Consider the following 22,875-nt stretch of genomic DNA (forward strand, 5'->3'; position numbering starts at 1 on the left):
CCCCCGGACGCGAAGCGGGCCCGACTCCCGGCTGGGGGTCGGGCCCGACGTGTACGTGGTGGGGGGCGGGGGAGCGCGGGGGCGGTCTACATGACCGAGCCCGCCCGGGGGCCGGGGATCGGCCCGTCGCACGGCGCGGGCCGGGCGGCGGGGGCACGGCGCGGCGACAGGATGCGCTGCACCCGCTGGCAGACGGACTCGACGACCGTCCGGCCCTCGGCCGACAGGTGCACCAGCACGCGGCGCCGGTCGAGCGGGTCGGCCGACCGGTAGGCCAGCTTCTTCTCGACGAGGCGGTCCACGATCCGGGTGGCCGTGGGGGCGGGCAGCGACGTGTGTCCCGCGACCTCGCCCATGCTGCGGCCGGTGCCGCGGGCGAGCATCAACAGGACCCGCCAGCCGTCACGGCTGACGTCCGTCGAGGACGGGTTGGTGGACAGGGCTGTGGCCACGGCGTGGTCGACCCGGTCCAGGAACTCGACGACACCCGCGGCTCCAGGCGTCGGGGCAGCCATGGTGGCAGTCCCCGACGCCCGTCGACTCAAAGGCTCGGTCACGATGACGCACTGTACTTGCCGAACGGGCGAAATCCGACCCTGTCCTGGGCAAACGTCCCCCGAGCGCCGGGCGGTCGTCACGCAGCGATGACCGATAGGCCGACGACCAGCGATTACGTAGACCGCTTGACGTTCACCAACGACATCACGACTGCATCACACCCGGATCACGTAACGCCCTAGCGGGTCAGGACGATCTTCCCCGCCGTGCGCCCCGCGGCCATCGCCTCGAACGCCTCCTTCGCGGAGTCCATCGGCAGTTCTGTCCCGATCTCCGGCGCGATCCCGGCCGTCGCCACGAAGTTCACGAGATCCGCGAGCTCCTGCCGCGTCCCCATGGTCGCGCCGACCACCTCGAGCTGGAGGAAGAACAGCCGCTGCAGGTCCGCGGGCGGGTTCGGGCCCGAGGTGGAGCCGCAGACGACGATGCGGCCACCGGGACGCAGCGCCCGCATGGAGTGCTTCCAGGTGGCCTCGCCGACCGACTCCATGACGGCGTCGACCTTGCCCGGCAGCCTCGCCCCGGACTCGAACGTGGCGTGCGCGCCGAGCCGCTCGGCCAGTGCGCGCTTCTCCTCGTCGCGGCCGGTGACCCACACCTGGAAGCCCGCGGCGCGGCCCAGCTGGACCAGTGCCGTCGAGACGCCGCCGGAGGCGCCCTGGACGAGCACCGTCTGGCCCGGCTGCAGGCCCGACTTGGTGAACAGCATCCGGTACGCGGTCAGCCAGGCGGTGCCCAGGACGGCGCCCTGGCCGGGGGTGAGGCCCTTCGGGGCGGGGACCGCGTTGCGCGCCGGGACGATCACCGTGTCGGCCATCGTGCCCTGGTGGCGCTCGGTGAGCAGGGTGCGCTTCGGGTCGAGCGTCTCGTCGCCCCGCCAGTCAGGGTCGCCGATGATCGGGTAGAGGACGACCTCGGTGCCGTCGTCGAGGGTCCCGGCGCCGTCGCAGCCGAGGATCATGGGGAACTGGTCGGGCTTGATGCCGACCCCGCGCAGCGTCCACAGGTCGTGCATGTTGAGGCTGGCGGCGGAGACGGTGACGGAGACCCAGCCGTCGGGGACCTCCGGGTCGGGCCGCTCGCCCACGACGAGGGAGTCGAGGGGAGCGTCGGCGTTGGGCTCCTGCGCGTAGACAGCGAACATGGCCCCGAACCTAATGCCTGGGCCCGGGGACTACCGTGTGGAGTGTGCGCACGATCATCGACGGCTGGGACGCGTTCGAGCTGTGGCTCACCGGCCTGCCGTTCGTGGCGCAGGTCGTGTTCGTGACGGTGGTGGTCCTGCCCGCGTGCGCGCTGGTCGCGATCGGTGCCGACCGGGCGACCCGGCGCTTCGACACCCCCCGCGGGCGTCGCGACGGCGGGGCCTGAGCGCTCAGACCGGCTGGGCCGCGAGTGCGGCCAGCGCCTCCGAGCAGCCCGCGTCGACGCGCAGGTCGGCGAGTTCGTCGCCCCTGGTCGCCCCGCGGTTGACGATCACGACCGGCACCTCCGCCCGGTGCGCGGCCCGGACGAACCGCAGCCCCGACATGACGGTGAGCGAGGACCCGGCGACGAGCAGCGCGCCGTCCTCGGGGGTCAGCGCGGCCACCATCGCGTAGCAGCGCGCCACCCGGTCCTTCGGCACGTTCTCCCCGAAGAACACGACGTGCGGTTTGAGGACCCCGCCGCACGACGCGCACGGCGCGATCCGGAAGCCGTCGGTGATCTCCACCGCGGCGTCGCCGTCGGGGGCCGTCTCGACCTGCGCGCTGTGCGCCTCGGTGAAGCCGGGGTTGAGCGCGGTGAGCCGGGCCTGCAGCGCGTCGCGCGGGGTGATGCGGCGGCAGTCCAGGCAGACGACCTCGTCGATGCGCCCGTGCAGGTCGACCACGCCGCGGCTGCCGGCCACGGAGTGCAGGCCGTCGACGTTCTGTGTGATCAGTCCGTCGACGACGCCCGCCGCCCCCAGTGCGGCCAGCGCGCGGTGTCCGGGGTTGGGGTCGGCGCGACGCATCCGGGCCCAGCCGACGTGGCTGCGCGCCCAGTACCGTCGCTGCGCGGGCTCCCCGGACACGAACTCGGAGTAGGTCATCGGGTTGCGCGGTCGTGCGCCCGGGCCGCGGTAGTCGGGGATGCCGGAGTCGGTGGACAGCCCGGCCCCGGTGAGCACGACGAGGCGCCGCCCGGCGAGCAGGTCCGGTGCCGCGCCCGGGTCGGTGCTGACGACGGGGACGCTCATGCTCTCCAGGGTAGGCGCGCCCGGTGGCTCCCCGCCCCTCGGCGGCCCGCCCCACCGCCCCACCGCCGCACCTCGCCCCGCCGCCGCGGAACCCCTTCGCCGAGCCGCAGCAGGACCCCCTCGCAGCACCCCCCCCGGCTCTCCGGGCCGCCCGGCCCGCTTTGCCGAGTGGCACACCGTGGACCCGTCGGGGCCGGTCCCGGGTCCGTGGTGTGCCACTCGGCGCACTCCGGCGACCGGACCGGTTCGCGATCGCACACCGGCGACGCCGAACGGCCCCGCCCGGCGCGGTGTCCCCGGATCCTGCGTCGGTGGACGTGCCGGGGTGGCCCCTCATCTTCCGTGGCTCGGCCGCCGTCGGCGCGGGCCTCGTGACGGCGCGACGGCTGCAGGGCCCGGCGTTCGTCCGGGTGCTGCCCGACACCTGGGCCGCCCGGCACCTCGTCCCGCTCGGACACGCCGACCGGTGCCGGGCGGTGTTCCGCTGGTCCGGCGGTCGCGGGGTGATCGCGGGATGGGCCGCGGCTGAGCTGTCCGGCGCACCGTGCGCGCCGGCCGGGGCGCCGGTCGACGTGGTGCTCCCGGTCCGGGCCCGGGCCCCGGCCGGGGTGCGCGTGCGCCGCGACCGGCTGCACCCCGGTGAGATCGGGTGGTGCGACGGGGTCCGGGTCACCACGCCGCTGCGGACCGCGTTCGACCTGGCCCGGGGTCGCGACGAGACCGCCGCCGTCGTCGCGGTGGACGCGCTGGCGTTCCGGCACGGGTTCGCTCCGGACCTGCTGCTGAACTTCGCGGTCCGCTACCGGGGGCTGCGCGGGGTGGCCGGCGTTCCCGGCGTCCTGGGGCTCGCCGACCGGCGCGCCATGTCCCCGCCCGAGACCCGGCTGCGGTTGCTCCTGGTCCGGGCCGGCCTGCCGCAACCTGAGGTCCAGCACCCGGTGCTCGACGACGCCCGGCGCCGCGCGGTGTGGCTCGATATCGCCTATCCCGCGCCGCGCGTCGGCATCGAGTACGAGGGCGCCGACCACACCGGCCCCGACCGGGTCCTGCGCGACGCCACGAGGGTGACCCGCCTCGTCGACGCCGGGTGGCGGATCTACCGCTACACCCGGTTCGACCTGCGCGACGAGCCCGGGCGCATCGTCGCGGAGATCGGCCGGGGCGCTGGACCACGCACCGACGAGTGGTACGCCGTGAACCTGCCCGAGGGGGTCCGAGGTGCCCGGTGTGCCACTCGGCTGTCCGGGCCGGGATGGACCCGGGCCGTGGCGAGCTGGGCCGTGGCGAGCCGGGCCGGCGCGGGGCCAGCCGGGCCTGGTCGAGCCGGAGCGGGCCCGGGCCGGGGCGAGCCGGGCCGGGGCGCGGGGCTCAGCCCTCCGGTACCCAGGACGGCGTCCGCTTCTCCCCGAAGGCCAGGATGCCCTCCTGCCCCTCCTCGGAGGCGAAGTACGAGGCGGACAGCGTGTTCATCGCGGCGAAGTCGTCGGACATCGTCGCCGGGCGCTCGCGGCGCAGCATCGCCTTCGCCCCGGCCAGGGCGCCGGGCGCACCGAGGCGCAGCATGCCGGTGTAGCGGGTCACCTCGTCGTCGAGGGCCTCCGCCGGAACGGCGCTGTTGATCAGCCCGACGGCCGCCGCGCGCCGCGCGTCGAAGGTCTCCCCGGTGAGGAAGAGCTCGTGCGCGGCGCGGGCGGACAACCGGGGCAGTACGGTCACCGAGATGACCGCGGGCACCACCCCGATCCGGACCTCGGAGAAGGCGAAGGTGGCCGACTCGGCGGCGACGGCGATGTCGCACGCCGCCACGATCCCGACCCCACCGGCGCGGGCCGGGCCCGACAGCCGGGCGACGACCGGCTTGGGGGAGTCCCACAGCGTCGTCAGGATCCGCGGCACCTCGGTGACGCCCTGCTGCTCGGCGCCCGCGCCGCGGGACTCCTTGAGGTCCATGCCCGCGCAGAACACCGTGCCGGTGTGGGTCAGCACGATGACCCGTACCGCGGCGTCGGCGATCGCCGCGTCGAGGTGCGCGATCAGCTCCCGGCGCAGCTGCGCCGAGAGTGCGTTGCGGTTGCGCGGGGAGTCCAGGGTGATCGTCGCGATCCCGGCCTCGACGGCCAGGTGGACGAGCTCGGGGGAGTCGACGGTGTCTGCCACCCCCGCAGACTAGGACCTCAGGCCTTCGTCCAAGTGCTGGTGATCGACACCCCGGCCAGGGCGAACAGCTGCGACACCGGGCAGCGGCGCTCGGTCTCCCGGGCCAGCTGCGCGACCTGTTCGTCGGTGCCGTCGGTGGTGATCACGGCGTCGACCCGCAGGTTCTGGAAGGTGGTCTCGCCGTCGCGGTGGGTCCCGGTGGTCATCGTCGTCGGGTTGAAGTCGGCGGCGACGTCGAAGCGCACGTGCTCGATCGTGATGCCGAGCTCCTTCGCGACGATCGAGCTGGTGACCTGGTTGCACGACGACAGCGACGCGAGCGTGTAGGCGAGCGGGCTGGGGTGCTCGTCCTTGCCGCCGAAGGCGGGGTAGGCGTCGGTCTCGATGACGTAGCCGGCGCCGTCGACCGCGACGGTCTGCGCGACGCCGGTGCCCTGGCCGCTGACGGCGAAGGTGACGAGAGGCATGGGTGATCTCCTGTACGAGGGGGTGCGGGGGACGGGGTCAGGAGCGGGGACAGAGGGCCCCGGCCGTCCGGCCCAGGTCGATGTGCAGCCTCCGCACGAGCGCGATCACGGGATCAGTGAACCGCACCGAACGGTCGTGCGCGACGTGACGGAGCCGACCGAACCGGCGACGCCCGTGGTCCGATGGGCGCGGTGGCGCCGGTCGCCGGGAGAGGGCTACGCTCGAAACGGAGTTGGCTCCGTTTACGAGAGGACATGCCGTGGAGATCGGACTGCACATCGCGGACTTCACCTACCCGGCCGGGCCGACGGGCCTGGCCGACGACCTGTCCCGGATCGCCGTCGCGGCCGAGGAGCAGGGCTTCTCCCGGGTGAGCGTCATGGACCACCTCTGGCAGATCCGGCCGGTCGGGCCGGTCGAGACCGACATGCTCGAGGCGTACACGGTGCTCGGCTACCTGGCCGCCCGCACCGAGAAGGTCGACCTGCTGGCCTGGGTGACCGCGGTGACCTACCGCGACCCCGGCCTGCTGGTGAAGGCCGTGACCACTCTGGACGTGCTGTCGAAGGGGCGCGCGATGCTGGGTATCGGTGCCGCCTGGAACGACGAGGAGGCCACCGGGCTCGGGCTGTTCTTCCCGCCGACCGCGGAGCGGTTCGAGCGGCTGGAGGAGACGCTGCGCATCGCCCGTCAGATGTGGAGCGACGACGACGGTCCCTTCGAGGGCGCCCACTACCGGCTCGGCGCCACGCTGAACACGCCGCAGCCGCTGCGCAGGCCGTACCCGCCGATCCTGATCGGCGGCGGTGGGGAGCGGAAGACGCTGCGCCTGGTCGCGCAGTACGCCGACGCGTGCAACCTGTTCGGCGGCCCCGAGCTGGAGCGCAAGCTGGACGTGCTGCGCACCCGCTGCGAGGAGGTCGGGCGCGATTACGACGAGATCGAGAAGACGGTCATGGCACGGCTCGACCCGGCCGACCCGAAGGCCGCGGTCGAGGAGCTGCGTGGCTACGCGGCACTCGGTGTGCAGCACGTGCACACCGTGGTGCCGGACGTGGCGGCGATCGAGCCGCTGCGGGTGTTCGGGTCGGAGATCATCCCGGCGGCAGCGGAGCTCTGACCCGCGCGGTCACCTGCCGGGTTGGCGGGGCATCGTCCGCAGGATCGCGACCTGCTGGTCCAGCTCGGCAGCGATCAGCTCGGCGTGCAGGGCGGCGGAGGCGCCGTCGTGCGCGGCGAGCGCGCGGTGCCGGCGCACCAGGTCGTCGATCGAGTCCAGCAGCCGGTCCACGGTCGAGCGGCCGGCCTGGGGTGCCGGGAGCTCCACGGGTGCGGGAGCCTCGGGCAGGGGGTGAATCAGCTCTGCGGTCATGCGACGTTCTCCGTTGAACGTGTCGGGATCGGGGCGTGTCATGCGCAGTCGTTCCTGGTCTCTCGAGCTCCGTTGTACCCGCTTCAACGCACTTTTACTGCGCGTAGAACAGGGGTGCGACGCAGGACACGGTGACCGGGCGCACCTACGCGGTGACCGGTCGTGATCATGGCCCGTCACGGACCCGCCGATGCGGTCGGCGGTCGAACGGAGGGTGGTCGTCGCGGTAGCCGTGGAAACGGCGGGTGACGGGACGGTGGCGGTTCGTCGCGACGTCTGTACCCGAACGGGTGACCCCACCTAGCGTCCGGACCATGATCATTCGACCGGATGCGCGGTCCGGGACGCGTGCCCTGATCGTCGGGGCACTCGTCGCCGTTCTGGCCGCCCTCGGCCTCGCCCTGCCCGCCGCGGCCGCCGCCGCACCCGCTCCGGCCGTGCCGGCCGCCGTCGCCGCTCCCGCCGCCCCGGCCGCCGTGCCGGGGGAGCAGGAGTCCGGGCTGCCGGTGCGGGCGCTGTCGTCGCTGCCGTCCCAGGCCACCGACACCTATCGGCTGATCCGCTCCGGTGGGCCGTACCCGTACAGCCAGGACGGGACGACCTTCCAGAACCGGGAGGGGATCCTGCCCGCGACGTCCTCGGGCTACTACACGGAGTTCACCGTGCCGACCCCCGGCGCGAGCACCCGCGGCGCCCGGCGGATCGTCACCGGATCGGGCGGGGAGTACTACTACACGGCCGACCACTACGCCTCGTTCGTCGTGGTAGACGTCTCGAGGTGAGCACCCTTCCCCGTGAGAGCGCCGGAACCGCCCCCGCCGTCGACGCGGCCCGGGGGCGGGCCGGTGGCTCCGGTCTCGTCGCCGTCGTCGAGGGGGTCGCGGACCGCGCCGCGGTCCTGTCCGCCCTCGGCCGGGCGCTGAGCTTCCCCGAGTACTACGGCCACAACCTCGACGCGCTGGCGGACTGCCTCGGCGACCTGTCCTGGCTGCCCGCCGGACCGGTCGAGCTCGTCGTCGCCGACGGTCCGCTCGCCGCGGCCGACCCCGGCACCCACGCGACGGTCCTGGAGATCCTCGCCGAGGCCGTCGCCACGACGGCGGGGACCGACCGGCCGCTGCACGTCACCCTGGCCGGCCCGGCCGCCTGACGACCGTGCCGCCACCGGTCCCGCGCTCGCGGGCGGGGTGCGGAATCCCGGGGGCCCGGTACGGCGTTGAGGCCGGTGGACCGACCGTGGCGGGTGGCCACGGCGAGGGAGGCGACCTACCGTGGCATCCATGGGTCTCCGGCTGGTGAGGCGCAGGCACGTCGACCTGTGCCGCCTGCGGTGGGCGCCGTGAGGGGTCGTCAACCTCCGCCCGCCGACCCAGGAGCGCCCCGATGTCCCATGGCCCGCACGCCCCGTCCGTCGTGATCGTCGGCGCCGGCCCCCGCGGGGCCGGCGTGCTGGAACGCATGGTCGCGAGTGCGCCCGAGCTGCTGTCCGACGCCCTCGCCGGGCCCGGCGTCGACGTCCACCTCGTCGACCCGTTCCCGGCCGGGGCGGGTCGCATCTGGCGGCACGCGCAGTCCCCGCTGCTCGCGATGAACTCGATGGCCGCCGACGTCACGATGTGGACCGATTCCTCGGTCGTCTGCGACGGCCCGGTGGCACCCGGCCCGTCGTTCTGGGACTGGGCGCAGGACCTGCGCGAGCACGGCGACCCGCGGGCCGAGCTCGGCCCGGAGCTCGCCGACGAGCTGGCACAGGTCACGGCGTCGACGTTCCCGTCGCGGCGGCTGCAGAGCCACTACCTCGCCGCGGTGCTGCGCGAGGTCGTCGGCCGGGCGCCGGCCGGGATGCGGGTGCACGTGCACCGCACCACCGCCGAGGCCCTCCACGAGGCCGACGGCAGGCAGCTCGTGACCCTGGCCGACGGCACCGTTCTGCGTGGCGACGCCGTCGTGCTCGCCTCCGGGCACCTCGACGCCACCCCCACCGACGACGAGATCGCGCTCGCCGCCCGCGCCGACGAGTTCGGCCTGCGCTACCTGCCCCCGGAGCAGACCTCCGACTCCGACCTCTCGGTGATCGCGCCGGGCGAGACCGTGCTGGCCCGCGGGCTGGGGCTGGCGTTCGTCGACCTCGTGGTGCTGTTGTTCGAGGGCCGCGGTGGGCGCTTCGTCGCCGACCCGGACGACGCCGACCCGGGCCGGCTGCGGTACGAGCCGTGCGGGCGGGAGCCGGTACTCGTCGGCGGGTCCCCGCGCGGCGCGACCTACCACTCCAAGACCCACTACCAGCTACGGGCCGGGCTTCCGCCGCTGCCGCGGTTCCTCGGCCCCGACGTCACCGACGACCTCATCGCCTCCGGCGGCCCGGTCGACGTCGCCACCCGGGTGTGGCCGCTGATGGCCAAGGAGATCGGCTGGGGCTGGTACCACGAGCTGTTCGTCGGCCACCCCGACCGCGTCCGCGCCGGGTGGGACGAGTTCGCCGGGCGGTTCGCCGCCGTCGCGCACGGCTCGCCCGAGGAGGCGGCGCTGATCGCCGAGCTGGTGCCCGACCCGCTCGACCGGCTCGATCTGACCGCGCTGGACCGCCCGCTCGACGGCGTGCACGCCCCGGACCTCGACGCCCTGCAACCCCTGGTGCGCGAACGCATCGCCGAGGACCTGCGCCGGCACGTCGACGAGCGGCACACCCCGCACCTCGGCGCGTTCGTCGCGATGCTGTCGGTCTACACCGAGACCACCCGCCTGGCCGGGTCCGGGGTGCTCTCGCCGCGCTCGCAGGCGAGGGACATGCCGTGGTGGCAGTCGTTCTTCAACTCGGTCGCCTCCGGCCCACCCGGTTTTCGGGTCCGCCAGATGCTCGCCCTGTCCCGTGCCGGGTACCTGCGGTTCCTCGGCGCCGGGATGAGCGTCGACATCGACGCCGACGGCTTCCACGCCACCAGCACGACCTTGGCCGGGGCGGGTCCGGTGTCGACCCGGGTCCTGGTCGACGCCCGGCTGCCCGACCCGAGCGTCTCGCGCACGGTGGACGGGCTGCTGCGCGGCCTGCTCGCCCGCGGCGAGGCCGTCGAGGAGGTCCTGTACGACGACGACGGCGCCCCGCTACGCAACACCGGCCTGCTGTCGGTCCGTCCGGCCGACGGCGCGCTGCACACCGCGGACGGCGGGGTGCACGAGCGACGGTTCGCCGTCGGGCCGCACACGACGGTCAAGGTCGCCGGGGCGTTCACCCGGCCCGGGATGAACGCGCAGAGCCTGCGCTACAACGACGCCGTCGCCCGCGCCGTGCTGGGCGCCCTGCGCGGCGCCGCGTCCCGCGCCGTCCCGGCGGCCTGAGCCGTCCCGGGGGAGCCGGACCCGGTCGGTGTCAGTCGCGGGCGCCGACCGGCTCGGGGACCCGCTCCGGCTCGGCGACGACCGGGCGGCGGCGCGGCAGCAGGGCCACGGTCACGACGAGCGCGATCGCCGTCGCCACCAGCACCCACGGGCCGGGGACGCCGAGCAGCGCGAGCGCCGAGGCGAGCAGCACCGCGGTCACGACCGGCTTGATGAGCCGGCCGGTGCCCCCGGAGGACAGCCGCGCGCCGAACCACACGCCGGGCAGGGCGCCGACGAGCAGCGCCGCGGCGAGGCCGAACTGGACGTCGCCGAAGAACAGGTGCCCGACCGTCGCGGCGGCGACCAGCGGGATCGCCTGCACGATGTCGGTGCCGACCAGCCGCGACGGGTGCAGCTGCGGGTAGGCGAGCAGCAGCATCGCGATGATCAGCGACCCGGCGCCGACCGAGGTCATCCCGACCGCCAGCCCGCCGACGACGCCGATCAGCACCGTCCGCAGCGGACGGACGTCCACCGGCGCGTCGACGTCGACGGCGTTGCGGCTGCCGCGCCGGTCCATGACCTGCCGGAACAGCGTGGTCAGCACCGAGGCGACCAGCGCGATCCCGATGAACACCTTGAGCCGGTCCTCGACGCCGACGCCCTTCCCGATCATCCCGATGACCACCGCGCCGGCGAACCCGGCGGGGACGGCGCCGAGCACCAGCCACCCGGTGAGCCGCCAGTGCACGGTGCGCCGCCGGGCGTGCACCGCGGCGCCGACCGGCTTCATCACCAGCGAGGTCAGCAGGTCCGAGGAGATCGCGGTGAGCGGGTTGACCTTGAACACCAGGACGAGCAACGGGGTCAGGAGCGCACCGCCGCCCATTCCGGTGAGGCCGACGAGGAAGCCGACGAGCAGGCCGGCGAGCGCGAGCGAGGGGTCGAACATGATCCTGCTTCCTGCGCACGCCGGGCGTGCGGGAGCGTCCGTGACCCGTGCGAGGGGTCCGCGGTACGTGGTGGGAGGTCGGTCGGGGGAGGTGCCTCAACCCCGGCGACAGAACTCGTCGAACGCGTCGAGCCGGCGCGACGGCCAGAACCGCTCGAGGTGCGCGACGAGGTGCCAGGAGACCGCCGGGTCCGACTGCGCGCGGCCGGACGCGAGGGTCCGGTCGGCGGGGGCGGCGGTCGTGGTCACCCGACCATGGTGGAACGGATCGAGGGGGTCGACAAGTCGTCGTCCGCTGGTCGGGACGACGGGAAACCTGTCCGGACACGTGGCCGCCGCGGGGCGCTGAGCTGCGGGGACGCGCCGCGGCGGGTGCCTCGTCGGCGCGTCCGGGTGACCCGGGCCACGACCGCCCGGCCCGGGCACCCCGCCCGGCACGACACGGCCCCCGCACCCGGAGCGGGTGCGGGGGCCGTGGACGGCGCGGAGCGGTCAGCCGGCGGCCGGCACCGCCGCGAGCGGGTCGCCCACCAGACCGGCGGCGAGCGTGTTGCCCGTCGGCGGGTCGATCAGCAGGAACCCGCCGGTGGTGCGGACCCGGGCGTAGGAGTCGACCGGCAGCGGGTCGGCGACGCGCAGCGACACCCGACCGATGTCGTTGATCTCCAGCTTCTCCGGGGCGGCGGCGTAGGACACCCTCTCGGTGTCCAGCCGCGACCCCAGCGTCCCGACGATCACCTGGGTGGTGCGGGTGCCGTGCTTGAGCAGCAGCCGCGCGCCCGGGAGCAGCGGCTTCTCGGCCAGCCAGCACAGCGTCGCATCGATCTCGGAGGTGACCTCCGGGACGTCGGACGCGGCCGCGAGCAGGGCGCCGCGGGGGGCGTCGATGTCGTCGGCGAGCAGCACCGTCACGCTCAGGCCCGCCCCGGCGGCGGCCAGCGGGCCGTCGGCGGTCCGGACCTCGGAGACGGTGGTGCGGTGCCCCTCGGGCAGGACGACGACCTCGTCGCCCGGACGGACGGTGCCGGAGGCGACCTGGCCGGCGTAGCCGCGGTAGTCGTGCAGGTCACCGAGCGAAGCGTCAGCGGAGCGAGACTCGGCACCGTTCCTGGGGCGGATCACGTACTGGACCGGCATCCGGAACGGGGCGTCGGCGTCGGGGCCGTCGACCGGGACCGACTCCAGGTGCTCCAGCAGCGTCGGCCCGGTGTACCAGGACGTGTTCCCGCTGCGGAACGCCACGTTGTCCCCGACCAGCGCGGACACCGGGATGACCTGGACGGCGTCGTCGGTGAAGCCCAGCGAGCGGGTCAGCTCGGTGAACTCGCGCTCGATGTCGGCGATCTTCGCCTGGTCGTACTCGATCAGGTCGATCTTGTTGATCGCCAGGACCAGGCGCGGGACGCGCAGCAGCGACAGCACCGCGGCGTGCCGGCGGGTCTGGGAGACCACGCCGTTGCGGGCGTCGACCAGCAGCACCGCCAGCTCGGCGGTGGACGCGCCGGTGACGGTGTTGCGGGTGTACTGGACGTGGCCCGGGGTGTCGGCGAGGACGAATTCCCGGGTCGGCGTGCCGAAGTAGCGGTAGGCGACGTCGATGGTGATGCCCTGCTCGCGCTCGGCGCGCAGGCCGTCGACGAGCAGCGACAGGTCCGGCGTCGACATCCCCTTGTCGACCGAGGCGCGCTCGACGGCCTCGATCTGGTCGGCCAGCACCGACTTGGTGTCGTAGAGCAGGCGCCCGACCAGGGTGGACTTGCCGTCGTCGACGGAGCCCGCCGTGGCGAAGCGCAGCAGGGACCGGGAGGTGGTGTCGGCAGTGCCCGTCATCAGAAGTAGCCCTCCTTCTTCCGGTCCTCCATCGCGGCCTCGGACAGCCGGTCGTCGGCCCGGGTCGCGCCGCGCTCGGTGAGCCGCGACGCGGTGACCTCGGCGATGACCTCGTCGAGGGTGGTGGCGGTGGACTCGACCGCGCCGGTGCACGAGCCGTCGCCCACCGTGCGGTAGCGGATGGACCTGCGCTCCAGCTGCTCGCCGTCGCGCGCTCCGCCCCAGGGGCCCTCGGCGAGCCACATGCCGTCGCGCTGGAAGACCTCGCGCTCGTGGGCGTAGTAGATCGACGGCAGCTCGATTCCCTCGCGCCGGATGTAGCGCCAGACGTCGAGCTCGGTCCAGTTGGAGATGGGGAAGACGCGGACGTGCTCACCGGCGGCGTGCCGTCCGTTGTAGAGGTTCCACAGCTCCGGGCGCTGCTTGCGCGGGTCCCAGCGGCCGAACGCGTCGCGCAGGCTCATGATCCGCTCCTTGGCCCGGGCGCGTTCCTCGTCGCGGCGGCCGCCGCCGAACACGGCGTCGAAGCGGTGCTCGGCGATCGCGTCGAGCAGCGGCTGGGTCTGCAGCGGGTTGCGGGTGCCGTCGGCGCGCTCGACGAGCCGCCCGTCGGCGAGGTAGTCCTCGACGCGGGCGACCTCCAGGCGGAGCCCGTACTGCGCGGCGATCCGGTCCCGGAACTCGATGACCTCCGGGTAGTTGTGCCCGGTGTCGACGTGCAGCAGGCCGAAGGGCACCGTGGCCGGCGCGAACGCCTTGATGGCCAGGTGCACCAGCAGCGTCGAGTCCTTGCCGCCGGAGAACAGGATCACCGGGCGGTCGAACTCGCCGGCGACCTCGCGGAACACGTGGATCGCCTCGGACTCCAGTGCGTCGAGGGCGTCCAGCGCCGGGGTCGTGACGGCGGCGGTCACGGGGGTCTCCTCCACGGTCGTCATGCGTGCAGCCCGCACTCGGTCTTGGCACGTCCGGCCCAGCGGCCGGAGCGGGGGTCCTCGCCGGGCTTCGGCTTCGCGGTGCAGGGCGCGCAGCCGATGCTCGGGTAGCCGGCGTCGACCAGCGGGTTCACCAGGATCCCGTGCTCGGCGATGTAGGCGTCCATGTCGTCGTCGGACCACGCGGCGATCGGATTGATCTTGACGAGGCCGAATTTCTCGTCGTAGGTGACCAGCGGCGTGTTCGCCCGGGTCGGGGCCTCGACGCGGCGGACACCGGTGACCCAGGCGTCGTAGCCGGACAGCGTCCGCTCCAGCGGGACGACCTTGCGCAGCGCGCAGCAGCGGTCCGGCTCGCGGGCGAACAGGTCCTTGCCGTACTCGGCGTCCTGCTCGGCGACCGTCTGGTCCGCCTGCGCGTCCACGATGCGCAGCTGCGGGTAGACGGCGTCGACCGCGTCGCGGGTGCCGATGGTCTCCGCGAAGTGGTAGCCGGTCTCCAGGAACAGCACGTCGATGTCCGGCCGGGCCCGCTGGGCCAGGTCGACCAGCACGGCGTCCTGCATGTTGGAGGCGACGATCAGCCGGTCGCCGAAGGTCTCCGCGGCCCAGTCGAGCAGCTGCTCGGCGGTCGCGTCCGGGCCCAGCTCGGCGGCACCGCGCTCGGCGGTGGCGCGCAGGTCGGTCTCCAGGGCAACACTCATGATTCCGCTCCCGAGGTCTCGGGGACGCCGATCCCCACGAAGGTCACGACGAAGGTGCGCAGGCAGCCGGCGCACCACCAGGCGGCGCCGGGGACCCTCTCGGACCGCTCGGCCGGGCGCAGGTCCTCCTCGCCGCAGTACGGGCAGTGGAACGGCGTGACGCGCCCGCTCACTTCAGGTCCTCCTCGTCGGCCCGCAGGACCCACTGGGCGAACCGCTCGTCGCCGTCGCGCTGCTCGGCGAAGCGGCGCACCACGCGCTCGACGTACTCGCCCAGCTCGGCGCTGGTGACCTTGAGCCCGCGCAGCTTGCGGCCGAATCCGGAGTCCAGCCCCAGCCCGCCGCCCAGGTGCACCTGGAAGCCCTCGACCTGGTTGCCCCCCGCGTCGGTGACGATCTGGCCCTTGAGGCCGATGTCGGCGACCTGGGTGCGGGCGCAGGCGTTCGGGCAGCCGTTGAGGTGCAGCGAGATCGGCACGTCCGGGACGACGTCGGCGAGGCGCTTCTCCAGGTCCTCCACCAGCCGGATCGCCCGCTCCTTGGTCTCGACGATCGCGAGCTTGCAGAACTCGATGCCGGTGCAGGCCATCGTCGAGCGGCGCCAGGTCGAGGGCCGGGCCGGCAGGCCGAGCCGGTTCAGGTCCTCGATCAGCCCGTCGAGCCTGTCGTCGGCCACGTCCAGCACGACGATCTTCTGGTACGGGGTGAACCGGATGCGATCCGACCCGGCGCGCTCGGCGGCGTCGGCGACGGCGAGCAGCGTCGTGCCCGACACGCGGCCCGACGGCGGGGCGACGCCGACGTAGTTGCGGCCGTCCTTCTGCTTGTGGACGCCGACGTGGTCGATGGGCCGCTCGGGGACCGCCGGGGCGGGGCCGTCGACGAGCTTCCGGCCCAGGTACTCGTCCTCCAGGATCTGGCGGAACTTCTCCGGGCCCCAGTCGGCGATGAGGAACTTGATGCGGGCGCGGTGGCGCAGGCGGCGGTAGCCGTAGTCGCGGAACACCTGGACGACGCCGTGCCACACGTCGGGGACCTCGGCGAGCGGGACCCAGGCGCCGAGCCGTTCGGCGATCCGCGGGTTGGTCGACAGCCCGCCGCCGACCCACAGGTCGAAGCCGGGGCCGTGCTCGGGGTGCTCGACGCCGACGAAGGAGATGTCGTTGATCTCGTGTGCGACGTCCTGCTGCCAGGAGATCGCGGACTTGAACTTGCGCGGCAGGTTCGACAGCTCGCGGTCGCCGATGAAGCGGCGCACGATCTCGTCGATGGCCGGGGTCGGGTCGACCACCTCGTCGGCGGAGACTCCGGCGACGGGGGACCCCATGACCACACGGGGGCAGTCACCGCAGGCCTCGGTGGTCTGCATGCCCAGCGGCTCGATCAGCTTCCAGATCGCCGGGACGTCCTCGACGCGGATCCAGTGGTACTGGATGTTCTCCCGGTCGGTGACGTCGGCGGTGTCGCGGCCGTAGCGCTGCGAGACCTCACCGAGCGCACGCAGCTGCGCGACGTCCACCGACCCGCCGTCGAGGCGCACGCGCATCATGAAGTACTCGTCGTCGAGCTCCTCGGGCTCCAGCGCCGCGGTGCGGCCGCCGTCGATCCCGGGCCTGCGCTGGGTGTAGAGCCCCATCCAGCGGAACCGTCCGCGCAGGTCGGCGGGGTCGATCGAGTCGAAACCGCGCCGGGCGTAGACGTTCTCGATCCGCGCGCGCACGTTCAGCGGATTGTCGTCGCGCTTGCTGCGCTCGTTGGGGTTCAGCGGTTCGCGGTGGCCGAGCTTCCACTGCCCCTGCCCCTTCGGGCGGCGGGGTGCGGTCTTCGAGGGCGCCATGTGGTGGGTGCTCCGATGTCGGGCGAACCGGGCACACCCCGGCCCGGGACAGGGCACGGAGCGGCCCGGGGCGGTTCGGGAGGGGCCGTCGGATCAGCGACGACGACAGAGCGCGCTACGAGTCCGGTTCAGATCCACGTGGCGACGCGCCACGAGGCGGAGACGGAGTGCGGGCACGGACACAGGGTGCCACGGTGTCCGGACCTGCCACAAAGTGATGTTCGCATCCTGGGAGGGAGGGGCGGATAGGTCCGGACGTTCGCCGCGCGGTGTCCGGTTCACCCGGAATCCCCGGGTCACGGGCCCGGTGGAACCCGTCGTCCACCGCGGGGCCCCCGGATGCCACCCCGTCGCGACCGGCCCGCCCCGTGCGCCCCGGACCTGTCGGGGAGCGGTCCGGGCCCGAGGTGCGCCCGGCACCGACCGGCCCGGCGGTGGCACACTCGCCGGACGTGACCTCCGTGCCGCCGGCCTTCGGGCTCTACGTCCACGTGCCGTTCTGCGCGACCCGCTGCGGCTACTGCGACTTCAACACCTACACCGCCTCCGAGCTCGCGGGCGACGCCGCGTCCCCGGACGGCTGGCTCGCCGCCGCCCGCGCCGAGATCGCGCTCGCCGCCCGCACGGTGGGGGACCGCACCGTGGAGACGGTGTTCGTCGGCGGCGGCACCCCGTCGCTGATCGGCGCCGACCGGCTCGTCGCGGTGCTCGACGCGGCCCGCGAGCACCTCCCATTCGCCGACGACGCCGAGGTCACCACCGAGTCCAACCCCGAGTCGGTCTCACCGGAGTTCTTCGACCGGCTCCGGGCCGGCGGGTTCACCCGCATCTCGCTGGGCATGCAGTCCGCCGCCCCGCACGTGCTCGCCGTACTGGACCGCACGCACACCCCGGGGCGCGCCGTCGCCGCCGCCCGGGAGGCCCGGGCCGCCGGGTTCGGTCACGTCAACCTGGACCTGATCTACGCCACCCCCGGCGAGACCGACGACGACCTGCGCGCCTCCGCCGACGCCGTCCTCGACGCGGGGGTGGACCACGTCTCGGCCTACGCGCTGATCGTCGAGGACGGCACCGCCCTGGCCCGCCGGGTCCGCCGCGGGGAGCTGCCCGCCCCCGACGACGACGTCGCCGCCACCCGCTACGAGCTGCTCGACGCGCGGCTGCGCGACGCCGGGCTGTCCTGGTACGAGGTGTCGAACTGGTCGCTGCCCGGCGCCGAGTGCCGGCACAACCTGGGCTACTGGCGCGACGGCGACTGGTGGGGGATCGGCCCCGGCGCCCACTCCCACCTGGCCGGGACGCGCTGGTGGAACGTCAAGCACCCGGCGCGCTGGGCGGGCGCGCTCGCCGCGGGGGAGACCCCCGAGGGCGGTCGCGAGGAGCTCACCGCGGACGAGCGGCACACCGAGCGGGTCATGCTGCGGCTGCGCCTCGCCGAGGGCATGGCCCTGACCCTGCTGCACGACGGCGGTCGCGCGGCCGCCGCCCGCGCCGTCGCCGAGGGGCTGCTGGACCCGGCGGCGCACGCCGCGGGCCGTGCGGTGCTGACCGACCGCGGACGGCTGCTGGCCGACCGGGTCGTCACCGACCTGCTGATCGCCGACGACATCGCGGCGGCCGGCACCCCGGCGGGGGCCCGGTGAGCCCGCGCCGCCGGGCGCTGCTGGTCGTCGCCGCACTGCTGGTCGCGCTGGGCGTGGTGGCCGCGGTCGTCACGGCCCTGCCCGAGGGGCCCCGCGGCGCCGGCGGGCCCGTCGCCCAGGACCGGCCGGGCCCGGTCCTGCTCGTCCCCGGCTACGGCGGCGACCGCACCGGCCTGGAGGTCCTCGCCGGGGCCCTGCGCGCCCAGGGCCGCGACGCGCGCGTCCTGGCCCTCGACGGCGACGGCACCGGCGACCTCGACCGGCAGGTGGCGGTGCTGGACCGCGCGGTCACCGTCGCCACCGACGCCGGGGCGCCGTCGGTCGACGTCGTCGGCTACTCCGCGGGCGGCGTCGTCGCGGGGCTCTGGGCGATCCGCGACGACGGCCCGGCCCGGGCCCGGCGGATCGTGTCGATCGGCTCCCCGCTGGCCGGGACGACGGTGGCCGGCTCCGCCGCGGCCGTGTCCCCGGAGGCGTGCCCGCAGGCGTGCCGTCAGCTCGCCCCGGGGTCGGCACTGCTGGGCGAGCTCGCCGGGGCCGGGACGGCGGTGCCCTGGCTGTCGGTGTGGACCGACCGTGACCAGGTCGTCACCCCGCCGACCTCGGCCCGCCTCGACGGCGCGGTCAACGTGGAGCTGCAGCAGCTGTGCCCGGGCTCGACCGTGGGCCACGGCGGCCTGCCCGCCGACGACGCCGTGATCGGCCTGGTCGTCCGTGCCCTGTCCACCGCACCGATCGACGAGGCCCCGGCCGCCTGCGGCACCCTGCGCGCCGCGGGCTGAGGCGGTCCGGCGCGGCGGGCACTCAGCTCGCGATGTCCTTGGTCGCCAGGTTCGCCCACGCCGCCCCGACGGCGACGGCGACCCAGCCCGCCTGCACCCACGCCCCGGTGCGGGCGGCGTCGTAGAGGACCGGGTCGCGGTAGAGGTCGATCCAGGCCAGCCAGTGCGCCGTCGGCAGGAAGTCGACGAAGGCGGCCGAGGCGTCGAGGGCCTGCAGCGACGCGCTGGTCACCACGACCGCGAGCACCGCCAGCGCCGCCGCCAGCGGTGAGTCGGTCAGGGTGGAGAAGAAGATCCCCAGCGCGCCCAGGGTGAGCATGCACAGCGCCAGGTAGGCCACGGTCAGCCCGGTCCGGGTCGCCAGGTCCACCGGTTCGATCACCGTCCCGGACAGCGACGCGACCGAGCCGGGCCCGGCGTCGACCGGGGGCAGGGTGAGACCACCGGTGGCGGTGGTGGTGCCGGTGCCGAACACCGCGATCCCCACCGCGTAGGACGTCAGCACCACCAGCGTCACCGCGGTGACCACGAAGAACGCCACCGACACCAGTTTCGCCACCAGCAGCCGCAGCCGTCCGACCGGCCGGATCAGCAGGTAGCGCAGGGTCCCCGCGGCGGCCTCCCCGGCGACGGTGTCCCCGGCGACCACCGCCACGGTGATCGGCAGCAGGATCGGCAGCACCAGCGCCAGCGCGAACGCCGGGAAGATCTGCCCGTTCGTCGCGACCGCGGACAGGAACGCGGGCCCCTGCCCGGGCGGCGGGAGGATCCCGGTGGCCGACACGACCACCGCGACGAGCGCCGGCAGCGCGCACAGCAGCAGCCAGCACAGCCACACCCGGGTGCGGCGCAGCAGCAGCGCCAGCTCGACGAGGATCACCGCGCCACCGCCCGCCCGGCCGTCGCCACCCGGTCCGAGCCGTCACCGGTGCGTTCCAGCACCACCTGTTCCAGGGTGCGGCGCTCCGGTTCCAGCGACGCCACCGGCACCCCGGCCCGCACCAGGTGCGCGTTGAGGCCGGCGGGGTCGACGGCGCGGACCACGAGCCGGTCGCCGTCGGCGGACTCCAGCGCCCGGCCGAGCGCCCGCGCCGCGGCCGCCGGGGCCGGGGTGCGGACGACGACCCGGCCGGTCGGTGCCCGCAGCTCGTCGAGGTCCTGGGTGAGCACGAGGTGCCCGGCGTCCATCACCCCGACCCGGGTGCACAGCGTCTCCACCTCGGAGAGCAGGTGGCTGGACAGCACCACGGTCGTGCCCCGTTCGTTCAGCGCGGTCAGCAGGGTGCGCATCTCGCCGATGCCCCGCGGGTCCAGGCCGTTGGTCGGTTCGTCGAGCAGCAGCAGTGCCGGGGCGCGCAGCAGCGCCGAGGCGATGCCCAGGCGCTGGCGCATCCCCAGCGAGTAGGCCCGCACCGGGCGGCGGTCGACCCCGCCCAGGCCGACCTGCTCCAGGGCCTCCTGCACGCGTCGTCGCCGGTCGGCGGGCCGGTGCAGCGGGCCGCCCACCGAGCCCGCCGCGTCGAGCAGGGCCAGGTTCGCCCGGCCCGACAGCCCCGGCCAGGCGGCAGGGGACTCGACCAGCGCACCGACCCGCGGCAGCACCGTGCGGGCGGCCCGCGGCATCGGCGAGCCCAGCACCTCGATCGACCCCGAGGTGGCGTGCACCAGCCCGAGCAGCATCCGCACCAGCGTCGTCTTGCCGGAGCCGTTCGGGCCCAGCAGTCCGAACCGGGAGCCGGCGGGCACCGCCAGGTCGACGCCGTCGACGGCGGTGACGCGGCCGAACCGCTTGGTCAGGGCGTGCGTCGCGACCACCGGGTCGTTCACCGGCGGGTCCCCATCAGCTCGACGGCGGCGGACTCCAGGACACCGGGCCGCACCGTCCCGGCCAGCAGCACCCCGCGCCGTCGCCGACGGGCGACGACGAGGCTGAGCAGCGGCGTCGCCACCCGGGCGGCCGAGCCGCCGGGCAGGCCGGCCACGTCCACCCCGCCCGCGGCGGCCGAGCCGCGCACGATCCCGTCGACGACCTCCGGCCCGGCCGGGACCAGCACGAACCGGCCGACCCCGGTGCCGTAGACACCGACCCCGGGCAGCAGCTCGGCGGCCGGGACGTCCCCGGACACCGGCAGCTCAACCCGGTCCCGGCCGGCGAGCCGGTCCGGCGGGGGCACCGCGCCGGCCCCGCGCAGCGAGCCGGTCAGGTCGTCGGGACGGGCCCGCACCCGCTCCGCCGACGACGACGGCGCCGGGACCAGCGCCGCGGCCCGCGGCGCGGCGGTGTCCACCGCCTCGAACGCCGTCTCCAGGAGCGGGCCCGCGCCGTCCCGGGCGGCGATCTCGACCGCGACCGGGAGGGCGCCGTCGCCGACGGGGACCGACCACACGTCGATCCGCCCGGCCAGGCTGTCCGGGTCGGCCGGGGTCACCCGCAGCCCGGCCGCGGCCCGCCCGGCCACCCGCCGTGCCGGCAGCGCCGTCACCGGGTCGTCGGGGGTCGCGCCGAGCAGCCGGCGGGCCAGGTCGGCCGGGGCGAGGTCCGAGGCCCGCGGGAAACGCACCGGGGCGAGCGGGGAGACCGTGGTCAGCCGGTTCGCGCCGTAGTCCCAGATCCGCTCGACCTGTCCGTCGCGGTAGGTGTCGACCTCGCCGACCGGCGTCAGTTCGTCGACCCGCCAGCGGCCCGCGTCGGCGACCTGGACGCGGATCCGGGTGGTCGTGGACAGCAGCCGGGCCGCGGACCCGATCGGCGCGACGGTGGGCAGCCCGAGCCGGCCGGTCGCCGTCGCCAGGCCGGAGTGGGGGACGACACCCGCCAGCATCCGGGCCCGCAGCGCGGCCGGGTCCGGGGTCCCGGCGACGTCGCCGACGGGGAGCCAGCGGTCGGTCGTACCCACCGCGACCAGGGCGACGGCACCGGCACCGACGAGCAGGGAGCGCCGGCCGAAGCGGCGTGCGGACATCACCCCACCCACCGTGCCACGCCGCGTGCCCCGGCCGCGCGGCCACGAGGGCGCCTAGGATGGACGGGGCACAGCGGGGGAGGTGCGAGGAGATGAACGCCGACGAGCGGCGGTTCGCCGTGCTGCGGGCCATCGTGGCCGACTACGTCTCGACGCAGGAGCCCGTGGGCTCGAAGGCCATCGTCGACCGGCACAACCTCGGGGTGTCGAGCGCGACGGTGCGCAACGACATGGCCGTCCTCGAGGAGGACGGCCTGATCGCGCAGCCGCACACCAGCGCGGGCCGGATCCCGACCGACAAGGGCTACCGGCAGTTCGTCGACCGGATCTCGCAGGTCAAGCCGCTGTCGTCGGCCGAGAAGCGGGCCGTGCAGACGTTCCTGGACGGCGCCGTCGATCTCGACGACGTGCTGCGCCGCTCGGTGCGGCTGCTCGCGCAACTGACCCGCCAGGTCGCCGTCGTGCAGTACCCGACGCTCACCCGTTCCACGGTCCGCCACCTCGAGGTCGTGCAGCTGACCCCGGCCCGGCTGATGCTGGTGCTGATCACCGACTCCGGCCGGGTCGACCAGCGCGTCGTCGACCTGGGCGACGTGCTCGCCGACGCCGACGTCGCCCGGCTGCGCGAGATGCTCGGCAACGCGCTGAACGGCCGCAAGCTGGCCGAGGCCTCCGCGGCCGTCGCCGAGCTGCCCGACACCGCGCCGGAGGACCTGCGCACCCCGCTGCTGCACCTCGCGACGGTGCTCATCGAGACACTCGTCGAGCACCCCGAGGAGCGGATGGTGCTGGGCGGCACGGCGAACCTGACCCGCAGCCACACCGACTTCCCCGGCTCGCTCCGTCAGGTCCTGGAGGCATTGGAGGAGCAGGTCGTGGTCATGCGGCTGCTCGCGGCCTCGCAGGACTCCGGCCTGGTCACGGTCCGGATCGGCGAGGAGAACGAGGCCGAGGACCTGCGCACCGCGTCCGTGGTCACGGTGGGGTACGGATCGGGTACCCCGCTGGGCGGGATGGGCGTCGTCGGACCGACCCGGATGGACTACCCGGGCACGATCTCGGCGGTGCATGCGGTCGCCCGGTACGTGGGTGAGATCCTGACCGGTCGGTAGACCTTTCATCGTTGTTGTACGTA

Annotated in this window: 25 protein-coding genes; 8 read left to right on the top strand and 17 right to left on the bottom strand. The window is 74.7% G+C overall.

Annotation, left to right across the window (positions count from 1 at the left end; all coding sequences use genetic code 11):
• Positions 1-86: 86 nt before the first annotated feature.
• Both ATL51_RS24900 and ATL51_RS24905 read right to left on the bottom strand, forming a co-directional pair.
• A complete protein-coding gene (locus ATL51_RS24900; protein WP_062401445.1) occupies positions 87-515 on the bottom strand; it encodes a MarR family winged helix-turn-helix transcriptional regulator in 429 nt (142 codons plus the stop codon).
• A 221-nt stretch (positions 516-736) separates the two neighbouring features.
• Positions 737-1,702, bottom strand: coding sequence for a zinc-binding dehydrogenase (locus ATL51_RS24905; RefSeq protein ID WP_100880104.1), 966 nt, complete (start codon positions 1,700-1,702; stop codon positions 737-739).
• Between the two features lie 44 nt (positions 1,703-1,746).
• Here ATL51_RS24905 and ATL51_RS24910 point away from each other — a divergent pair, with 44 nt between their 5' ends.
• Positions 1,747-1,929 (top strand): hypothetical protein, encoded by a 183-nt coding sequence (locus ATL51_RS24910; RefSeq protein ID WP_062401450.1) that lies wholly within the window; start codon positions 1,747-1,749, stop codon positions 1,927-1,929.
• Between the two features lie 4 nt (positions 1,930-1,933).
• Here ATL51_RS24910 and ATL51_RS24915 read toward each other — a convergent pair whose 3' ends face one another.
• The 4 genes from ATL51_RS24915 to ATL51_RS29960 all read right to left on the bottom strand — a co-directional run bounded on the left by ATL51_RS24915 (position 1,934) and on the right by ATL51_RS29960 (position 5,683).
• Positions 1,934-2,779: an NAD-dependent protein deacetylase gene (locus ATL51_RS24915; RefSeq protein WP_100880105.1), complete on the bottom strand. Its 846-nt coding sequence runs from the start codon at positions 2,777-2,779 to the stop codon at positions 1,934-1,936.
• Between the two features lie 1,368 nt (positions 2,780-4,147).
• Positions 4,148-4,936, bottom strand: coding sequence for an enoyl-CoA hydratase-related protein (locus tag ATL51_RS24920; protein WP_100880106.1), 789 nt, complete (start codon positions 4,934-4,936; stop codon positions 4,148-4,150).
• Between the two features lie 17 nt (positions 4,937-4,953).
• A complete protein-coding gene (locus tag ATL51_RS24925) occupies positions 4,954-5,403 on the bottom strand; it encodes an OsmC family protein (protein WP_073578011.1) in 450 nt (149 codons plus the stop codon).
• Between the two features lie 37 nt (positions 5,404-5,440).
• Positions 5,441-5,683 carry a putative leader peptide gene (locus ATL51_RS29960; protein WP_392567386.1) on the bottom strand — a complete coding sequence of 81 codons (243 nt, stop codon included), beginning with the start codon at positions 5,681-5,683 and terminating at the stop codon, positions 5,441-5,443.
• On the opposite strand from ATL51_RS29960, the gene ATL51_RS24930 reads away from it, so the two are divergent.
• The gene (locus tag ATL51_RS24930) at positions 5,664-6,524 is read left to right on the top strand and encodes an LLM class F420-dependent oxidoreductase (RefSeq protein WP_073578010.1); all 861 of its coding nucleotides are present in this window, start codon (positions 5,664-5,666) and stop codon (positions 6,522-6,524) included. The genes ATL51_RS29960 and ATL51_RS24930 overlap by 20 nt on opposite strands.
• Before the next feature lie 9 nt (positions 6,525-6,533).
• Here the strand turns inward: ATL51_RS24930 and ATL51_RS24935 are convergent, their stop codons facing one another.
• On the bottom strand, positions 6,534-6,776 hold the full coding sequence (locus tag ATL51_RS24935; protein WP_100880107.1) for a hypothetical protein: 243 nt from the start codon (positions 6,774-6,776) through the stop codon (positions 6,534-6,536).
• Between the two features lie 314 nt (positions 6,777-7,090).
• On the opposite strand from ATL51_RS24935, the gene ATL51_RS24940 reads away from it, so the two are divergent.
• From ATL51_RS24940 to ATL51_RS24950, 3 genes are all read left to right on the top strand, one after another.
• Positions 7,091-7,558: a ribonuclease domain-containing protein gene (locus ATL51_RS24940; RefSeq protein ID WP_100880108.1), complete on the top strand. Its 468-nt coding sequence runs from the start codon at positions 7,091-7,093 to the stop codon at positions 7,556-7,558.
• Positions 7,555-7,926 (top strand): barstar family protein, encoded by a 372-nt coding sequence (locus tag ATL51_RS24945; protein WP_073578007.1) that lies wholly within the window; start codon positions 7,555-7,557, stop codon positions 7,924-7,926. The genes ATL51_RS24940 and ATL51_RS24945 overlap by 4 nt, the downstream gene beginning before the upstream one ends.
• Before the next feature lie 233 nt (positions 7,927-8,159).
• A complete protein-coding gene (locus ATL51_RS24950; RefSeq protein ID WP_100880109.1) occupies positions 8,160-10,112 on the top strand; it encodes an FAD/NAD(P)-binding protein in 1,953 nt (650 codons plus the stop codon).
• A 31-nt stretch (positions 10,113-10,143) separates the two neighbouring features.
• On the opposite strand, the gene ATL51_RS24955 is transcribed toward ATL51_RS24950, so the two are convergent.
• From ATL51_RS24955 to ATL51_RS24980, 7 genes are all read right to left on the bottom strand, one after another.
• On the bottom strand, positions 10,144-11,046 hold the full coding sequence (locus tag ATL51_RS24955) for a sulfite exporter TauE/SafE family protein (protein WP_073578005.1): 903 nt from the start codon (positions 11,044-11,046) through the stop codon (positions 10,144-10,146).
• A 96-nt stretch (positions 11,047-11,142) separates the two neighbouring features.
• A complete protein-coding gene (locus tag ATL51_RS28465; protein WP_157818514.1) occupies positions 11,143-11,295 on the bottom strand; it encodes a hypothetical protein in 153 nt (50 codons plus the stop codon).
• A 243-nt stretch (positions 11,296-11,538) separates the two neighbouring features.
• Positions 11,539-12,876, bottom strand: a complete 1,338-nt coding sequence (locus ATL51_RS24960; protein WP_100880110.1) for a sulfate adenylyltransferase subunit 1 — start codon at positions 12,874-12,876, stop codon at positions 11,539-11,541.
• Positions 12,876-13,814 carry a sulfate adenylyltransferase subunit CysD gene (gene cysD, locus ATL51_RS24965; RefSeq protein ID WP_073578003.1) on the bottom strand — a complete coding sequence of 313 codons (939 nt, stop codon included), beginning with the start codon at positions 13,812-13,814 and terminating at the stop codon, positions 12,876-12,878. Before cysD ends, ATL51_RS24960 begins: the two co-directional genes overlap by 1 nt.
• A complete protein-coding gene (locus tag ATL51_RS24970) occupies positions 13,811-14,515 on the bottom strand; it encodes a phosphoadenylyl-sulfate reductase (protein ID WP_073578002.1) in 705 nt (234 codons plus the stop codon). Before ATL51_RS24970 ends, cysD begins: the two co-directional genes overlap by 4 nt.
• Entirely contained in the window at positions 14,512-14,688 is a 177-nt protein-coding gene (locus ATL51_RS24975; protein WP_073578001.1) for an Insertion element protein, read from the bottom strand. Before ATL51_RS24975 ends, ATL51_RS24970 begins: the two co-directional genes overlap by 4 nt.
• Positions 14,685-16,352 (bottom strand): nitrite/sulfite reductase, encoded by a 1,668-nt coding sequence (locus ATL51_RS24980; protein WP_073578000.1) that lies wholly within the window; start codon positions 16,350-16,352, stop codon positions 14,685-14,687. The genes ATL51_RS24975 and ATL51_RS24980 overlap by 4 nt, the downstream gene beginning before the upstream one ends.
• 434 nt (positions 16,353-16,786) lie before the next feature.
• Here ATL51_RS24980 and hemW point away from each other — a divergent pair, with 434 nt between their 5' ends.
• Together hemW and ATL51_RS24990 are read left to right on the top strand one after the other, a co-directional pair.
• Positions 16,787-17,995 (top strand): radical SAM family heme chaperone HemW, encoded by a 1,209-nt coding sequence (hemW, locus tag ATL51_RS24985; RefSeq protein ID WP_100880931.1) that lies wholly within the window; start codon positions 16,787-16,789, stop codon positions 17,993-17,995.
• Positions 17,992-18,777, top strand: a complete 786-nt coding sequence (locus ATL51_RS24990) for a lipase family protein (protein WP_100880111.1) — start codon at positions 17,992-17,994, stop codon at positions 18,775-18,777. The genes hemW and ATL51_RS24990 overlap by 4 nt, the downstream gene beginning before the upstream one ends.
• A gap of 22 nt (positions 18,778-18,799) precedes the next feature.
• On the opposite strand, the gene ATL51_RS24995 is transcribed toward ATL51_RS24990, so the two are convergent.
• The 3 genes from ATL51_RS24995 to ATL51_RS25005 are packed head-to-tail and all read right to left on the bottom strand — an operon-like array spanning position 18,800 to position 21,740.
• Positions 18,800-19,657, bottom strand: a complete 858-nt coding sequence (locus tag ATL51_RS24995; protein ID WP_062401494.1) for an ABC transporter permease — start codon at positions 19,655-19,657, stop codon at positions 18,800-18,802.
• Complete coding sequence (locus ATL51_RS25000; RefSeq protein ID WP_301549180.1) at positions 19,654-20,604, bottom strand: ABC transporter ATP-binding protein; 951 nt, start codon at positions 20,602-20,604, stop codon at positions 19,654-19,656. Before ATL51_RS25000 ends, ATL51_RS24995 begins: the two co-directional genes overlap by 4 nt.
• A complete protein-coding gene (locus ATL51_RS25005) occupies positions 20,601-21,740 on the bottom strand; it encodes a hypothetical protein (protein ID WP_157818515.1) in 1,140 nt (379 codons plus the stop codon). Before ATL51_RS25005 ends, ATL51_RS25000 begins: the two co-directional genes overlap by 4 nt.
• Before the next feature lie 92 nt (positions 21,741-21,832).
• Here ATL51_RS25005 and hrcA point away from each other — a divergent pair, with 92 nt between their 5' ends.
• Positions 21,833-22,852 (top strand): heat-inducible transcriptional repressor HrcA, encoded by a 1,020-nt coding sequence (gene hrcA / locus ATL51_RS25010; protein WP_062401498.1) that lies wholly within the window; start codon positions 21,833-21,835, stop codon positions 22,850-22,852.
• Positions 22,853-22,875 lie beyond the last annotated feature (23 nt).

This window comes from Pseudonocardia alni (assembly GCF_002813375.1).
GTDB lineage: Bacteria > Actinomycetota > Actinomycetes > Mycobacteriales > Pseudonocardiaceae > Pseudonocardia > Pseudonocardia alni.

Coding starts and splice junctions, on each gene's coding strand:
- ATL51_RS24925 (WP_073578011.1), bottom strand. CDS start 5,403: ATGCCTCTCGTCACCTTCGCCGTCAGCGGCCAGGGCACCGGCGTCGCG.
- ATL51_RS25005 (WP_157818515.1), bottom strand. CDS start 21,740: ATGTCCGCACGCCGCTTCGGCCGGCGCTCCCTGCTCGTCGGTGCCGGT.
- ATL51_RS24935 (WP_100880107.1), bottom strand. CDS start 6,776: ATGACCGCAGAGCTGATTCACCCCCTGCCCGAGGCTCCCGCACCCGTG.
- ATL51_RS24900 (WP_062401445.1), bottom strand. CDS start 515: ATGGCTGCCCCGACGCCTGGAGCCGCGGGTGTCGTCGAGTTCCTGGAC.
- ATL51_RS24955 (WP_073578005.1), bottom strand. CDS start 11,046: ATGTTCGACCCCTCGCTCGCGCTCGCCGGCCTGCTCGTCGGCTTCCTC.
- cysD (WP_073578003.1), bottom strand. CDS start 13,814: ATGACGACCGTGGAGGAGACCCCCGTGACCGCCGCCGTCACGACCCCG.
- ATL51_RS24970 (WP_073578002.1), bottom strand. CDS start 14,515: ATGAGTGTTGCCCTGGAGACCGACCTGCGCGCCACCGCCGAGCGCGGT.
- hrcA (WP_062401498.1), top strand. CDS start 21,833: ATGAACGCCGACGAGCGGCGGTTCGCCGTGCTGCGGGCCATCGTGGCC.
- ATL51_RS24980 (WP_073578000.1), bottom strand. CDS start 16,352: ATGGCGCCCTCGAAGACCGCACCCCGCCGCCCGAAGGGGCAGGGGCAG.
- ATL51_RS24960 (WP_100880110.1), bottom strand. CDS start 12,876: ATGACGGGCACTGCCGACACCACCTCCCGGTCCCTGCTGCGCTTCGCC.
- ATL51_RS29960 (WP_392567386.1), bottom strand. CDS start 5,683: ATGTGCAGTCCGATCTCCACGGCATGTCCTCTCGTAAACGGAGCCAAC.
- ATL51_RS24905 (WP_100880104.1), bottom strand. CDS start 1,702: ATGTTCGCTGTCTACGCGCAGGAGCCCAACGCCGACGCTCCCCTCGAC.
- ATL51_RS24940 (WP_100880108.1), top strand. CDS start 7,091: ATGATCATTCGACCGGATGCGCGGTCCGGGACGCGTGCCCTGATCGTC.
- ATL51_RS24915 (WP_100880105.1), bottom strand. CDS start 2,779: ATGAGCGTCCCCGTCGTCAGCACCGACCCGGGCGCGGCACCGGACCTG.
- ATL51_RS24950 (WP_100880109.1), top strand. CDS start 8,160: ATGTCCCATGGCCCGCACGCCCCGTCCGTCGTGATCGTCGGCGCCGGC.